General features: G+C 35.0%; 18 protein-coding genes. 7 read left to right on the forward strand and 11 right to left on the reverse strand.

The window, feature by feature from the left end; all coding sequences use genetic code 11:
* Window positions 1-2: 2 nt before the first annotated feature.
* The 7 genes from HL41_RS02345 to HL41_RS02375 form a co-directional block, all read right to left on the reverse strand.
* On the reverse strand, window positions 3-938 hold the full coding sequence (locus HL41_RS02345) for a ParB/RepB/Spo0J family partition protein (protein ID WP_038061109.1): 936 nt from the start codon (window positions 936-938) through the stop codon (window positions 3-5).
* Window positions 938-1,825, reverse strand: coding sequence for a phosphoribosylaminoimidazolesuccinocarboxamide synthase (locus HL41_RS02350; protein ID WP_038061241.1), 888 nt, complete (start codon window positions 1,823-1,825; stop codon window positions 938-940). The genes HL41_RS02345 and HL41_RS02350 overlap by 1 nt, the downstream gene beginning before the upstream one ends.
* Window positions 1,826-1,843: 18 nt before the next feature.
* A complete protein-coding gene (locus HL41_RS02355) occupies window positions 1,844-2,197 on the reverse strand; it encodes a Rho termination factor N-terminal domain-containing protein (protein ID WP_038061112.1) in 354 nt (117 codons plus the stop codon).
* 104 nt (window positions 2,198-2,301) lie between these two features.
* Window positions 2,302-3,582 (reverse strand): bifunctional folylpolyglutamate synthase/dihydrofolate synthase, encoded by a 1,281-nt coding sequence (locus HL41_RS02360; RefSeq protein WP_051754451.1) that lies wholly within the window; start codon window positions 3,580-3,582, stop codon window positions 2,302-2,304.
* A 5-nt stretch (window positions 3,583-3,587) separates the two neighbouring features.
* On the reverse strand, window positions 3,588-4,610 hold the full coding sequence (locus HL41_RS02365) for a sodium:calcium antiporter (protein WP_028840724.1): 1,023 nt from the start codon (window positions 4,608-4,610) through the stop codon (window positions 3,588-3,590).
* 15 nt (window positions 4,611-4,625) lie between these two features.
* Window positions 4,626-5,489, reverse strand: coding sequence for a universal stress protein (locus tag HL41_RS08975; protein ID WP_001300331.1), 864 nt, complete (start codon window positions 5,487-5,489; stop codon window positions 4,626-4,628).
* Window positions 5,490-5,506: 17 nt separating this feature from the next.
* Window positions 5,507-6,019, reverse strand: a complete 513-nt coding sequence (locus tag HL41_RS02375) for a BCAM0308 family protein (protein WP_038061115.1) — start codon at window positions 6,017-6,019, stop codon at window positions 5,507-5,509.
* A 543-nt stretch (window positions 6,020-6,562) separates the two neighbouring features.
* Between HL41_RS02375 and HL41_RS02380 the strand changes: the two genes are divergently transcribed.
* Window positions 6,563-6,994 (forward strand): hypothetical protein, encoded by a 432-nt coding sequence (locus HL41_RS02380; protein WP_038061118.1) that lies wholly within the window; start codon window positions 6,563-6,565, stop codon window positions 6,992-6,994.
* Here the strand turns inward: HL41_RS02380 and mtgA are convergent.
* Complete coding sequence (gene mtgA, locus HL41_RS02385) at window positions 6,991-7,869, reverse strand: monofunctional biosynthetic peptidoglycan transglycosylase (RefSeq protein ID WP_081856456.1); 879 nt, start codon at window positions 7,867-7,869, stop codon at window positions 6,991-6,993. The two genes, HL41_RS02380 and mtgA, sit on opposite strands and share 4 nt — an antisense overlap.
* A 50-nt stretch (window positions 7,870-7,919) precedes the next feature.
* Here mtgA and HL41_RS02390 point away from each other — a divergent pair, with 50 nt between their 5' ends.
* The 6 genes from HL41_RS02390 to HL41_RS02415 all read left to right on the forward strand — a co-directional run bounded on the left by HL41_RS02390 (window position 7,920) and on the right by HL41_RS02415 (window position 12,660).
* A complete protein-coding gene (locus tag HL41_RS02390; RefSeq protein ID WP_038061120.1) occupies window positions 7,920-9,143 on the forward strand; it encodes a 2,3-bisphosphoglycerate-independent phosphoglycerate mutase in 1,224 nt (407 codons plus the stop codon).
* Window positions 9,144-9,225: 82 nt separating this feature from the next.
* Window positions 9,226-10,023 (forward strand): DUF4198 domain-containing protein, encoded by a 798-nt coding sequence (locus tag HL41_RS02395; protein WP_051754452.1) that lies wholly within the window; start codon window positions 9,226-9,228, stop codon window positions 10,021-10,023.
* Entirely contained in the window at window positions 10,024-10,629 is a 606-nt protein-coding gene (gene cbiM, locus HL41_RS02400; RefSeq protein WP_038061122.1) for a cobalt transporter CbiM, read from the forward strand.
* Window positions 10,619-11,242 (forward strand): hypothetical protein, encoded by a 624-nt coding sequence (locus HL41_RS02405; RefSeq protein ID WP_001264102.1) that lies wholly within the window; start codon window positions 10,619-10,621, stop codon window positions 11,240-11,242. Before cbiM ends, HL41_RS02405 begins: the two co-directional genes overlap by 11 nt.
* A 7-nt stretch (window positions 11,243-11,249) precedes the next feature.
* The gene (gene cbiQ, locus HL41_RS02410; protein ID WP_038061127.1) at window positions 11,250-11,993 is read left to right on the forward strand and encodes a cobalt ECF transporter T component CbiQ; all 744 of its coding nucleotides are present in this window, start codon (window positions 11,250-11,252) and stop codon (window positions 11,991-11,993) included.
* Between the two features lie 16 nt (window positions 11,994-12,009).
* Entirely contained in the window at window positions 12,010-12,660 is a 651-nt protein-coding gene (locus HL41_RS02415; RefSeq protein ID WP_038061129.1) for an energy-coupling factor ABC transporter ATP-binding protein, read from the forward strand.
* On the opposite strand, the gene HL41_RS02420 is transcribed toward HL41_RS02415, so the two are convergent.
* The 3 genes from HL41_RS02420 to HL41_RS02430 are packed head-to-tail and all read right to left on the reverse strand — an operon-like array spanning window position 12,652 to window position 14,576.
* Window positions 12,652-12,891, reverse strand: coding sequence for a thioredoxin family protein (locus tag HL41_RS02420; protein WP_038041279.1), 240 nt, complete (start codon window positions 12,889-12,891; stop codon window positions 12,652-12,654). The two genes, HL41_RS02415 and HL41_RS02420, sit on opposite strands and share 9 nt — an antisense overlap.
* 32 nt (window positions 12,892-12,923) lie before the next feature.
* Window positions 12,924-14,201: a permease gene (locus HL41_RS02425; protein WP_038061130.1), complete on the reverse strand. Its 1,278-nt coding sequence runs from the start codon at window positions 14,199-14,201 to the stop codon at window positions 12,924-12,926.
* Window positions 14,202-14,228: 27 nt separating this feature from the next.
* Window positions 14,229-14,576: an ArsR/SmtB family transcription factor gene (locus HL41_RS02430; protein ID WP_051754453.1), complete on the reverse strand. Its 348-nt coding sequence runs from the start codon at window positions 14,574-14,576 to the stop codon at window positions 14,229-14,231.
* Window positions 14,577-14,652 lie beyond the last annotated feature (76 nt).

The raw sequence follows: 14,652 nt of genomic DNA on the forward strand, positions 1-14,652 counted from the left end.
TTTTAGATTGTTTCTAAAATTTTCTTGATAACTTCTTCATTTTGAGTTAAAAACTCAATTTTTTGAGAGAATTCTTGACTATCTTTAACCTTAAAAATAAGTTCTATTTCTTTTTTTTCTAAGTAAGGAGATAGTTTTACGTTTATCTGTTTTTTTTGTAATTTCTCAATATAGGGTTTTAAAGTCATCATTTTTGCGGATAAGTTAGGGTAATAAAGCTCTTTTAGTCTTTCAAAAAAAGTTTTTCTTCTCTGGTTAAACTCCTCATAGTTTAAGGCATCTTTTAGCTCCTCAGGTAATAAGGAAGTTAACCTTAAACGGCGCTTTAGGTCTAAAAGTTTTTCCAACACCTCTCGTTGTTCGCTAAAACTTAGATTGAGCCGAGTTATCACCAACAAAAACTCTTTTTTTTCTATTTCATTTAAAAATTTAAAAAATTGCAAAATATGAAGGTTTAGTTTATCATTAATGATTAAATTTTTAAATTCAATGTCTAATTTATTTATTTCAAGTAAAATTTTAAGCCATATATTATTAGGAGGAAGATTAATTTTTTTCATCAGAATAAGGATTTCGTCTAAGGTGAAAAGAGGTATGGCTTTGTTTAGAAATTCAGCTTTTTCTACTAAATTCAGATTTCGGAAAAGATTGCTTTCTAAAGAAATAAGTAAGAGCTCTTTGGGAGAGAGTTTTTTTAAAACCAGAGCTTTAATCTCTTTAAATCCAATGGTTTTACAGGCTAAAACTCTACCTTCTCCGCAAATTATCTGAAAGGCTCCTTCTTTTGGAAGATAAAGGATAGGGGGTTGTAATAACCCCCAATTTTTGATACTTTCAATCAAAAAAATGTCTCTTTTAGGAAAAGAAAAAAGATAGGACCTATCTTCTGTCGACACAGAAGATAGGTCTATGGTTTTACATGTTATTGGGCCTAACACTACAAGGTCTTTCCTGTAAGCCTGTAGAGGGCTTCTAAATATTTTTCTCTGGTTTTTAACACGATGTCCTCAGGAATGGTAGGGGGATTTTGAGGATCCCAAGAAATAGATTTTAACCAATCTCTTATAAACTGTTTATCAAAACTTTTCTGAGGTTTCCCAGGTTGATACTCATCTTTGGGCCAGAAACGTGATGAATCTGGAGTTAAAACCTCATCTACCAAGATAATCTTATCTTCGTAAATACCAAACTCAAACTTGGTATCTGCTATGATAATCCCTCTGCTTTCTGCATACTCCGAGGCTTTTTTATAAATCTTTAAAGAGGTTTCTTTTAAAAATTGAGCGACCTCACTGCCTACTAATTTTTCCATTTCTTGATAAGTGATGTTGACATCATGCTCTCCTATTTCTGCTTTGGTTGAGGGGGTAAAAATAGGTTCAGGTAGCTTATCAGCTTCTTTTAAGCCAGGTGGTAAAGGTATTCCACAAACTTGCCCTGTTTTTTGATATTCTTTCATGGCAGACCCGGTGATGTATCCCCGGACGATACATTCTACAGGTAAAACCTTAGCTTTTTTAACCAACATACTGCGTTGAGCTAATGTTTCTTTATATTCTTTTAAAACCTCAGGATACTCCTCGAGGTTTGCGGTAATAAGATGGTTGTCTACGATGTCTTTTAAAAAGTCAAACCAGAAAAGGCTCATCTGGGTTAAAATTTTACCTTTATATGGAATAGGAGTGGGAAGAACTACGTCAAAGGCTGAAATCCTGTCGGTAGCTACGATAAGAAGTTTATCCCCCAAGTCATAGATGTCTCTAACCTTTCCTCTTTTAAGAAAGGGGACTTTTTCCAAGTTAGTTTCCCAAACAAATTGGTTCATCATTTTTTTCCTCCAGGATTAAGTTATGGATTTAGCAAGTTTCCTTGTTCTTTTCTTAAATTTAGCCGCTAATTTTCTGTATCTTTCGTATTTTGTCCAGTCTTTATTATTTTTAGCCTCTTCAGCTAAGACCTTAAACTTTTTAACTTTAGCTTTGATTTCCCTCATAGAGGCACCAACTTTTTTAGGTTCTTCTTTTATACCATAAGCTTTTTTAAGAGCAGAAATAAGCTCTTCCTTGTTCATTCCGTGAACACCTGAAATTTCTGGTATCTGTAAGGCGATTTCCCTTAATTCTTTGATGGTCATCTTCTCAAGTTTTTTATCCAACTTAGGAAGTTCTTTTTTTTCTTCCTCTTTTACCTCATCCATAGTCTTTGACCTCCTTCTTGAGAGATAGTTTTAAACCATAAAATCTCTTTTAAGTTATCATAAAATTAAAAGAAATCAATAGAATAACCCAAGGGTCTCTTATCTTAAAATTCTTTTTCAAAATTTTCTAACACCTTGAAAACTTCGGCCACAAAATAAATAGACCCAGTAACCAGAATTTTGGAGGCAGGTTCGTTCAAGGCTACTCTTAGAGCTTCTTGTGGTGAGGGAAAAAAGTCAACTTCTTCTTGATTATAATTTGCAATAGCTTTCTTCCATTCAGAAAGGGTTACTATTTTTCTGTGGGAGGAAAATTCACATAAAAAGGTTTTACGACTAATTTGGCTTAGCTTAAGAAACATATCTAAGAAAGGTTTTTGTCCGTCTTCATTGGTCACCCCAAAAATAACTAAAAATGATTTATCACACCCTTTAGCCAAAAGGTCCTTTACCAAGGCTTCTACCCCGTCAGGGTTATGGGCTACATCAATTAAAATTTCCTTTTCTCTTATTTTTATTTTTTCGTATCGCCCTTTCCATCTTACCTCTTTTAAAGCTTTTTTTACTGTCTCAGAGTCTATAGATAAGAGATTAAGGTTTTCAAGTATTTCGAGAGTTTTTAGTGCACAACCTAAGTTTTCTCCTTGATATTTTCCTGAAAGACTTAGAGAAAGATCTTTAAAGGTTTTTTCTCCGTAATAATTCCAGAGACCATGATCCTCGACTACAAAAAAATCTTTGTTTAAGAAATAACCTTTTGTTTTTAGCTGTGATAGTTTATGATAAAAAACTGGTAAAGCCTGAGGCTTAATGTTTCCAAATACGCATGGCACCTTTCTCTTTATGATACCTGCTTTTTCATAGGCTATTTTTTCTAAAGTATTTCCTAAGTATTTGGTATGATCAAAACCTACGTTAGTAATGATGGTTACTTTAGGAAAGACTACGTTTGTAGCATCAAGTCTTCCTCCCATACCACATTCAATTACCGCAAAATCTACTTCTGTTTGACTAAAATAAAGAAAAGCAACGGCAGTGGTAACCTCAAAAAAGGTTAGATTGAAAGCTTGAGCCAGAGGTTTTACCTTAGAAATTAGAGCTTCAAGGGTTTCATCTGGTATGTCTTGTCCGTTTATCTTAAACCTTTCGTTAAGTTTAAAAAGATGAGGGGAGGTATAAAGCCCTACTTTAAATCCATGTTGTTTTAAAAGTTCGGTTAAGATAGCAGCAGTTGACCCCTTACCGTTGGTGCCGGCAATATGTATAATTTTAAGTTTTCTTTGAGGATTTCCCAGTCTGGTTAAGACTTGAGTAATTCTTGCTAAACCAGGTTTTATCCGGTGAAATCCTAATTGATATAACCACTCTAAAGAAGAAGAAGACATAAACTTTAATTATTGAAACTCTGGATTACTAAATAACCATACACTAAATAACAAATCCCTGAAATTATAAAAAGATAAACAGGAATTTTTTTAAAAAGGTTTAAGAAGAGGACATAGATAAGCCCTAAGGATATGGCAATTATCGCTGAAGTCAAAGCTAATCCTTCTACTATCCAATCGGTGAAAAGAAGACCTACACTTACAGGAAAGGTTGACTGAAAAACCATAGCTCCGGTCATGTTTCCCAGAGCTAAAACGTCTCGCTCTCTTAAAGTCCAAATCAGGCTGTTAAACTTTTCAGGAAGTTCAGTAGCTAAGGGAGCTATTAAAAGGGCAAAAAGAAGAGGGTCTAACCCCCAAGAATGAGACAAAACCTCTAATTTTTCTACAAAAAGATGAGCACCTTTCACCATCAAGATAAGGGCTAAAACTACCTGAACTGACGAAAGAAACACCACGGTATTCTTGGTAGGGTTCTTAATCTTTAGTATTTTTTCTAAATATAGGTTTTCTTCTGACTCAACTTCCAAACTTTCTGCCCGAAAGGTAAAGAAAAGATAGATAAAATAGTTAATCAACAGTAATAAACCGATGATGTAATGCACAAAACGGGTGTTTTCAAAGAAAAAGGGAAAAAAGATAGCCAAGGAATAGCTAATTAGAAAGAAAGTAAAATCTCTTTTAAAAGTTTTAGGTTCAAGATACACCTGTAAAACCTTTCTTCTTTTTAAAAGATAGCTCAAAAAAACCCCTATACCTACGAGAAACAATCCAGCAGTAACTAACATAAAAGGAGCTCCTAAAATCGCTCCTATGCCTATAGAAGAGCCTCCTTCTCCTTTGTACATCAGAATGGCTACTAAGGGAATAATGGTTTCTGGAAGAGCTGTCCCTACGGCTGCAAGTACACTGCCTACCACTGCTTGGGACAAAGAAAGGGCTTTGCCTAAATTTTCAACCCCGTTGGTAAATATTTCTGCACAAAACAATATGATTAAAAGTGCTAATACTAACAAAATTATGTCCATATCGTAAGCCCCTCTCTATAAAAAAACTTGATCTACTATCAACATAGGTATTTCAATCCTTCTAACGACTTCTCTGGCAATAGAACCTAACCCTTTTTGAACCATTTTACCTTTTTTTCCCATGATTAACAGGTCGATTGCCTGGTTTTTAACAAATTCTTCTATTTTTTCAAGCCTGTTACCTACTGTTACTTCAAACTTTATTTTTTGGACAAACTCCTGTTCATCACTAAATTTGGCTATAAGTTTGTTCCATAAAGTATATCTTTGCTCAAGTTCTTCTTTGATAGGGTCATTGTTTAACACAGTTTTTTTTAGAAAATCAGGCGGTTGTATTACGTTTAGGGAAGATATTTCTAAGACGTTTTTTTTGCTTAAAAGAGAAGCCATTTTTAAACAGGATTCGCTTGTTTCAGAAAAATCTATAAGACAACCTAATCTTTGGATCTTGGTAAGAGAGGTTTCTTTAACCACTAAGAAATTACAGTTAAGCCTTTCGATCATTTTCTCTGCGGTAGGGACTTTTAGAAAATGGGGGACATACCCTAAAACTACTACAAAGGGTTTGACCTGCTCGATAAAATTGGTAAGGGAATACCAAAAGTTACCTAAAATGACTTTAGTCTGAAAAGTAAATCGTTTTTTGAATTTTTCGTCTAAATAGGAACTAACAAGTTCCTTTAAATCTTGGTCTAACTTTTGTTTTTCCTTTTCTAAATAAGGTTGAAGGTAGGCAGGAGGAGTTAGAAAGTATTCGATGGCATGAAAAAGTATGATGTTAGAAACCTCTGGCAAATGGTCAGCCAAGAAAAGGCCAGAGGTTATCACATTTGGGGTTAACTTTTTAAAGTCTATGGCTAAAGCTATGGTTAAACTCATGACTTTTGTCCTAAAATTTATTTGTCTCTGTGCCAGTAAACTCTTACCAATTTGTCTCCTTTGGACCATTTAAATTCTAAATCTCCTTTATAGGCTCTGTAAAGAGCCCTTCCAAGTCTTTGAGCTAAATGGTCGGTAGTGGTCTCGATAACTGTTACCCCGTCTTCATCTTTTATATTTATAATTTGATGTAACGGGTTAATGTTCCGAGCTCTTTCATATTCATTGTTTAATAGTTTCATGATGTCGCCTTTGTGAGATTCCCAAAAACCCCCTGAGATATAAAGATACCCCATAGCATACTGTTCTAAAGCTTTTTTACAGCCTGGACATATAAGCTGCGGAACTGTATCGATTTCTTTCAGTTCCTCGTATAATTCCTCGTCTATAACCCAACGTTTATCTTTAAACACCGCTTTACATCTGGGACAGATGGCCTCTCCTGCAGGAGCCTCTTTCATTGCGTAAGGGTCTTCAGTGGTCTCAAAAACATGCGTATGTTTGATCCATTTATCCCCTTTTTTACTCATATACCCTCCTTTTTTGAAAAATTTTCCTTGTTAAAATTATAAGTTCTCATAAAGCCTTTGTCAACAAAAGATTTTTTTCAGCAAACGACATTATCTAAAAACTATGAAAAATGGTAGTGTTTCATCAATTGTGTCTAAATTTTAGGAGTAAAGGCTCCCCTTCCTGGTAAAAATGATAAATTTAAATTCAAATTAAGAAGGAGGTTAGAAGGTTTATTTACACTACAAAGCAATTAAAGAGGCTAATGAAGTATATCTTAATGAGGGTTTAAGGTAATAGAGGTATTTTCAAGGGTGGATTCAGTTTATAAGGTGGTATATTTAGTATTGCTCTGGATGTTGGAGGATATCTAATTTTAGAAAGGAGGTTTCTTACCCCACATTGATAGACACAATTAATATAAACACTATTTTAATTTTGCACTTACAATTTAAAAAACAAAAACTATGATTGACTTTTAAACTTTATCTATTAAATTTACTGTTATGGCTTATCGATGGCTCCCACCATCGAAAAATCATAAGCCGTTATGGGAGGGAAGAATGGTTGATAAAATACAACTTGAAAACGGGTTAACATTAGAAATATGGGATTATTCAAGAAGACTGGCTGGGGATAGATGGTTGGTAGGGCTTTTAATCCAGGTAGGGGTTTGTCCTAAAAAAGAAGATTTTGCCAACGAAACTTATTATAACCTTTTTATGGAAAAAACCGACGGAAAGGTATACTACCGCTACAGAAAAGAAAGACATTTCGTACCTGAGGACCAAATTAATCAACTTTTTTCAACGATGAAAGAGGGATTTTTGACCGTAGCCCTTCCTTACCTTTCTCATCCAGAATTCAAAGAAAGGTTGATAAAACATGAGGTAGACCTTTTTCAGAAAAAGATGGATTGGGAAAGGTCAATACAGGAAAAAGACGCAGAAACAGAACGTTTAGAAGAGCTCTGGAAAGAAAAAAATATATATTAAGGATTTTCTACTTTCTTCTCTTCTGTGTTAAAGTCTTTTTGAGGGGTTTCTTTTGAAGGAGATTGTTCGGGCTCGGGTGTTAAGGTAGGTCTACTAGGCGTGTCCTCAGGTTTTTCAGGTTGGTTGGGTGTAGGTTCTGGTTCGGTAATGTCTTCTGTTTCTTTTTCTACCTCTTGATATTCTTCTTTAATAATACCTCTTTTTTTCATGATAAAGTAGATCAATCTACTTCTTTTTTCGACATATGGTTGATGCCCTAATGGGTTGTATTTTAAAGGATTAGGAAGTACAGCCGCCAACCTTGCTGCTTCCCAAGGAGTAAGATATTTAGCACTTTTTCCGTAGTAATGTCTGGCTGCTGCTTCGACTCCAAAGATCCCCTCTCCCCATTCAGCCACATTTAGATACAGTTCTAAAATGCGTTTTTTAGATAAAGTGTTTTCAAGCCTTATGGTAAGGATGGCTTCTTGAATTTTTCTTATAGGATTTTTAGAGGGGCTTAAGTAAAGATTTTTAGCAAGCTGTTGCGAGATGGTACTTCCTCCATACTTAAGCTTTCCCTCTTTTAGGTTTTTCTCCAAGGCCTTTTTTATACCATCAAAATCAAAACCTTCATGTTTGTAAAATTTGTCATCTTCCGCGATTAACACAGCTTTGATCAAGTAAGGAGAAATACTGTTTAACGGAATCCAAATCTGTTTTATTTGAACCTTTTTTCCTTCTTTTTCCCATTGTTTCATCCGATATTTCATCATAGCGGTAAGCTTAGGGTTTTGGGTTTTTAGAGAAGACACATCAAGTAAAAGAGGATATCCTATCAGATAAAATAAAAAGACTGCAACAAATACAAAAAAGATAATTTTTAAGGTTTTCATGGTTTTATAATTATATGATAAAATGGTAAAAAAACAAAAGGGAGGGCAAGATGGGGTTGGTTGAAAAACTAATCAAAAAGGGAGATGCTAAAATCGTAAAAGTGGTACTTGACGGAGTAGGAGATTTGCCTGTAAAAGATGGGAAAACTCCTTTAGAGTTAGCTTATACACCTAATCTTGACCAGTTGGCTAAAAAATCAGCCACAGGCCTTCATATTCCTGTAGATTATGGGATTACTCCAGGTAGTGGTCCAGGACATCTTGGGATTTTTGGTTATGACCCCTCTCAAGTTACTATAGGAAGAGGTGTATTAGAAGCTTTAGGTGTAGGAATAGAATTAAAAGATACAGATATAGCTGTTAGAGGTAATTTTGCTACGGTGGAGTATCAAAACCAAAATCCTATCGTAATAGATAGAAGGGCAGGGAGGATTCCTACTGAGGAGAATCAAAGGTTAATTGCCAAACTTTCCGAAAAAATAAAAAACATAGATGGTGTTGAGGTAATTTTAAAATCAGGAATGGAACACCGGTTTGTGGTAGTTTTTAGGTTTCAAGAAAAGCTTTCAGATTTGGTAAATAAACTAAACGATACAGACCCTCAAGTTTTAGGAAAACCTCCTATCCCGGTTTCTTCTCCTTATCCAGAGCTTAAAAAAGTAGTAGAGGTTGTCTCTAAGTTTATCGATCAAGCCTCTGAAATCTTAAAAGATGAACCTAAGGCCAATTACGTCTTGCTGAGAGGTTTTTCTGTAAAGCCTGACCTTCCAACCTTACAACAAAGGTTTGGTATAAACCCATGTTGTATAGCAACCTATCCTATGTATAAAGGACTTGCAAGCCTTGTAGGTATGAAAGTAGTTCCTGTTAAAGGGACAGACCTGAAAGATGAAATCCAAGCTTTGAAAGAAGTTTGGGAAACTTACGACTACTTCTTTGTCCATATAAAAAAGACTGATTCTTACGGAGAAGATGGAAACGCTGAGGCAAAAATTAAAACTATAGAGTCTTTTGATCAATACCTTCTTGAAATTTTAGACTTAAATCCCCAAGTACTTTGTATCACAGGAGACCACTCTACTCCATGTATTATGAAAGCCCATTCCTGGCATCCTGTGCCTACCCTTGTTTGGTCTCCCTATGTCTTAGGGAATACCTCTGAAAGGTTTACAGAAAGAGAATGTCTGAAGGGAGAATTAGGCATATTTTATGCTTATAAACTGATGCCTCTGCTTTTGGCTCACGCTGGGCGGCTAAAAAAATTTGGGGCCTAATTATTAAAATGATATTGACAAAAGTAAAATCAGGGTTATATCTATCCATTGTAGTTACTAATTTAAAAAAAGGAGGTTTAAAATGCTAAAAATTTTAAAAAATGTAATTTTAAGCACATCTATTGTAATGTTAAGTGCTACTTTTTCTTATGCTCATTTTGTGGTGCTAAAGCCCGATACAGAGAACGTGGTTGATAAGAAGAAGCCAGTTAGAGTTGAAGCCTTGTTTACCCATCCTATGGAAGGTGGGCCTCACATGGATTTTAAGATTAAAAAAAGTGAACTTTTTGAAGAAGGCAAAAGATACCCTGTGGAATGGAAGGTAGAGTATATACCTTCTTCTAAGGGAAGTAACAAAAAGGTTCCTAAATATGTAACTAACTTAAGTCTTAACAAACCAGGTCTATATCAGTTATACGTAGATCCAGAGCCTTATTTTGAACCAGCAGAAGGTAAATATATTCAACAAATCACCAAAGTAGTTTTTTCCGCTTTTGGAAAAGAAGAAGGATGGGATGAACCTATCGGCCTAAAAGTGGAGATAATTCCTCTGGTTAAACCTTTTGCCTTATGGGAGGGTAACTTGTTTAAAGGAAGGGTGTTGGTTGACGGAAAACCTGCAGCTAATGTAGAGGTTGAGGTGGAATATTTAAATACTCAAGGATTTAAAGCCCCTTATGACAGTTTGATTACCCAGGTAGTAAAGACCGACGAAAACGGTTATTTTGAGTATACACTGCCTTGGGAAGGATGGTGGGGTTTTTCCGCGATTACTGATGGAGGTACGATAAAAGGAGATGACGGAAAGGAGTATCCTTTAGAATTAGATGCGGTTATTTGGGTAAAGGCCTATCCTAAGCCTAAGAAAGGTGGTAAATAAATGCATATTTCAGAGGGGGTTCTTTCCCCTCCTGTTTTGATAACAGGGTGGGGCTTAACGTTAATAGGTTTAACCATAGCCCTAAAAAAGCTTTCTCACAGAAAAATCTCAGAAGTAGCCGTGCTTTCAAGTGCCTTTTTTATCGCTTCTCTTATTCATGTGCCTATAGGGCCTTCAGCTGCACATTTAGTACTAAATGGAATGGTAGGGATACTCCTTGGCTGGAATTCCTTTGTAGCCATCTTTTTAGGTTTATTGCTTCAAGCCCTTTTTTTTCAATTTGGAGGTTTTACCACCTTAGGTATAAATACCTTTAATATGGCTTTCCCTGGTGTGATCTCTTACTACCTTTTAAAAAGATTTATCAGAGGAGAAAACCAAAAACTATCTTTTATCTCTGGGTTCTTAGCTGGCTTTCTAAGTATGTTAGGAGCAGGATTTTTTACAGCGCTCTCTCTTTATCTCACAGAAAAAAAGTTTTTGATACTCTGTGAAACCCTTATCATAGCCCATATACCTATTGCCGTGGTAGAAGGTTTGGTAACAGGTTTTATTGTGGTATATCTGTTAAAAATAAAGCCAGAGGTGTTTAAAAATGAGGGTTAAAATTATTTTGGGATTACTTTTCTTTTGTGTGTTATTTTTGTATAGCTATGGTTTTGCCCACAAGGTGAACCTATTTGTTTTTAGAGAAGGTGAAAAAATTTCTGGAGAAGGATATTTTGCAAACGGTGCTCCATGTATGAAATGTGCCATAGAAGTTTATACCTTGAAAGGAAAAAAAATAGCTCAAACCACAACCGACGAAAAGGGCAGGTTTGAAGTTAGGATAAAAGAAAAAGAACCTTTGTTGGTAAGGTTGATAGCAGGAGAAGGGCATTTAGCAGAGGAAAAATTAGAAGGCTCTATAGAGGGAGCTTCAAATGATAAAACAAAAGAAAATATAACAAAAAAAGAGAGTTTTGATCTACAAAACAAAAAAGATGTAGAGAACATAAAAATAAATAATTCAAAAAATGTAGAAATCGATAGAGAAATGTTAAAAGGGGTGGTTAAAGAGGTTCTATCTGAGGAGTTAGGTTCTTTTAAAGAAAATTTTCTGGAGTTGAAAAAGGATTTAAACAGAGTTATGTTTCAGGACATCATCGGAGGGATAGGTTATATAATAGGGGTTTTAGGTTTGTTAGCCAAGTTAAAAGCCAGAAAAGAGAAGGCTTAGATTAAAAATGCATTTAGAGGTTTTTGCAGAAGGAAGGTCTCTTTTACATATCCTTGACCCAAGGGTTAAACTTGTAAGTTTTATAGTTTTTGTAATCTTTTGTGTAGGTGCTAAGGGCTTTCTACATCCCTTCGTTTATTTTCTTATTGGTTTTGGGCTTGTGTTTTTGGCAAAGCTTGAATTTAAAAAGGTATTAGCCCGTTTATTTCCGGCCAATGTTTTTTTGGTGTTCTTTTGGGTTTTTATTCCTTTTATGTATAAGTCAAACCCTTACCTTATAGAAACTCCTTATCTGAAGATTAGTGCTGAAGGGGTATATCAGGCTTTACTTATTACCTTAAAATGTAATGCTATCTTGATGGCTACTATTGCGTTACTTGGCACTTCAAACGTTTTTATGTTGGCTCATGCCTTGCTTCATTTCAAGGTTCCTGCAAAACTTGTGACTGTATTTTTTGTTTTTTACCGATATATCACCGTGCTGCACGAGGAGTATCTTAAAATCAAGAGGGCAGCATTAGCCAGAGGTTTTGTACCTAAAAACAGTCTTCAAACTTACAAAACCTATGGTTATCTGGTAGCTTTTCTTTTGATCAAAAGCTTTGAGAGGTCCGAAGAAGTTTACCGAGCGATGCTAGCTCGCGGATTTAAAGGTTTTTTTCCTATTTTAAACCATTTTTATCTAAAACCTGTAGACCTGTTTTTTGGTATCTTTTTCTTAACGGCTATCTTTTTAATTTTCTTTTTTTAAGTATAATACCTTCTCTATGGAAAAAGTTATAGACATAAAAGGTCTAGTTTTTAAGTATAACGACCGTGTGATTCTTGATGATTTAGACTTAGAGGTTAGGGTAGGGGATAGAATAGGTCTTATAGGTCCTAACGGAGCAGGTAAAACCACCCTTCTTTACATTATCATGGGGTTTCTTAAACCTTTAAAAGGAAAGATAATTATTTTAGAAAAAGAAAGAAAAGAAGAAAAAGACTTTATAGAGGTTAGACAAAGAATAGGGCTTTTATTCCAAGATTCAGACTCTCAACTTTTTTGTCCTACGGTTAAAGAAGACATAGCCTTTGGTCCTCTTAACTTGGGAAAAAGTCATGAAGAAGTTAAAGAGATAATAGATAAAGTAGCCCACTTTTTTGGAATAACCCATCTCTTGGAACGTCCAGTTTATAAACTTTCAGGTGGGGAAAAAAGGTTGGTTGCCTTAGCAGGAATTTTTGCCATGAATCCAGTATGTTATCTTTTGGATGAACCTTCTGCAGGACTTGATGAACAAAGTAAAGCCAAACTCATAGAATTTTTAAAAACACAATCTACCTATCTTATCGTTTCTCATGAAAAAGATTTCCTCAAAGAGGTTAGCAATAAAATCTTTAAGTTAGAAAAGGGTAAACTCTTTCAGTTACTTTGAAAGAAGTTTTTTAACATCTTCTACAGACAATAACTCCCCCTGAGAAACTAACTGTCCGTCTATCCACAAGCCAGGTGTTTTTAACACACCAAAAAGTGCCATTTGTTTGATATCTTGAACCTTTTCTATAAAAACTTCTATTCCTAATTCTTGAGCAGCTTTTTTAACGTTTTCATAAAGGGTTTCACATTTTAAACAACCTGTTCCAAAAACTTTTACAAACCTCTGCATAACCAACCCCCTCCATTATTTTTAAAGTTTCCTTAAGAGTATATCATTCCAAAAATATATCCAGAAATGGTGCCTAAAAAGATTACTATAACTGCGTAAACTAAAGTTTTCTTAACCCCCCAGATACTTTTTAAGACTAAAAGGCTTGGTAAACTTACACTTGGACCGGTAAGTAAAAGAGCAAGGGCAGGGCCATATCCCATACCAGCCCCTAAAAGCCCCTGGATGATCGGAACTTCAGTTAAAGTAGCAAAATACATCAAAACTCCTACTACACTGGCAAAAAAGTTGGCTAAAAGGGAATTACCTCCTACTAAAGAGTTGACATAGAAAGAAGGTATAAAGGCTTCGTGTCCCGGTCTTCCTAAAAAGAAACCTGCCACAAAAACCCCAGCCAGAAGTAAAGGTAAAATTTGTTTACCTAAAAGATAGGTGCTTTGAAACCATTTTTCCATGTCTCCTTTTGTCTTATAAAGAGCGTAGCTAAAACCTACCAAACCTACAAGGAAGGATATCTCCTTTTCATGTAACAACAATTGCGTTAAAACCACAAAAAATCCAGTGAGTATTAAATAAATAGCTGAAACTTTAAACCAAAAAACCACTTGTATTCCAATTAATATGGCTAAAAAACAGACAAGATACCATTTTATAGAAAAGATAAATCCTGCTAAACCTTCTTTAGCACCCCAGGTAGCAAAAATAAGAACACCAACCAAAGTTGAGAGTAATACCACCTTCTGGTAAAAAGGAATGGTTTTTAAGGTTTGAGGAATTTCTACTTCACCTAACCTTTTTATTTCTTCTTTTCTAAAAATATAGGCCATAAGTAATCCTACTATGATACTTCCTGCTATAGCCCCTATGGCTCTTGCCATCCCTATGTGGATACCTAAGATTTTCCCTGTAAGCACTATAGCTAATACGTTGATAGCAGGACCAGAATAAAGAAAGGTAGTAGCAGGACCAATGCCTGCTCCTCTAAAATAAATCCCCGCAAAAATAGGAAGGACGGTGCAAGAACAAACAGCAAGAATGGTTCCTGAAACACTGGCTACGCTATAGGAAACAACTTTTGGAGCCTGTGCTCCTAAATATTTCATCACAGAAGCCTCTGAGAGAAAAGTGGAAATAGCGCCTGCTATGAAAAGTGCTGGTAATAAACAAAAAATTACGTGTTCTCTTGCATATTCATGCGTTAAATAGACAGCTTCTTTTAAACCTTCTATAACCCTTTGTTCAGCAGGTAAGAAATAAAAGAACAAAAAAACAAACGCCGCAATCAACAAAAACTTAAGTTCTTTTAACATTTAAAATATACCTCTTGTTATCAGGTTTTATCTGTCTGGTTTTACGAATTCAGACTCAAGAGTAGTTTTAGCGGATAAACTTGTATATAAAGATTGCTTTTTCATTTCTTCAAGCAACTCCTTTATAACTTTGGCTATAAATTCATCTTTTGGTGAAAGTTTATATACAATAAACGATTTAGTTTTTTGATAAGACGTTATTCCTGCCTCAGTTAATACTTGAAGATGTCTTGAAATTGTAGGTTGAGAAGAACCTATAAGGTTTACTAACTCACATACACAATGAGGTCTTATCGATAAATAAACGATGATTTCAAGTCTAGTTGGGTCTGAAAGGGCTTTAAACAACTTAGAGAATTGATACATTTTATTCATGTTATAACACTCCTTTTAGATATAATTTTTAAAATATAGCAAAATAGCAATATGTCAAGATGTATTTTAAAAATTA

The organism is Thermodesulfobacterium commune DSM 2178 (assembly GCF_000734015.1).
GTDB lineage: Bacteria > Desulfobacterota > Thermodesulfobacteria > Thermodesulfobacteriales > Thermodesulfobacteriaceae > Thermodesulfobacterium > Thermodesulfobacterium commune.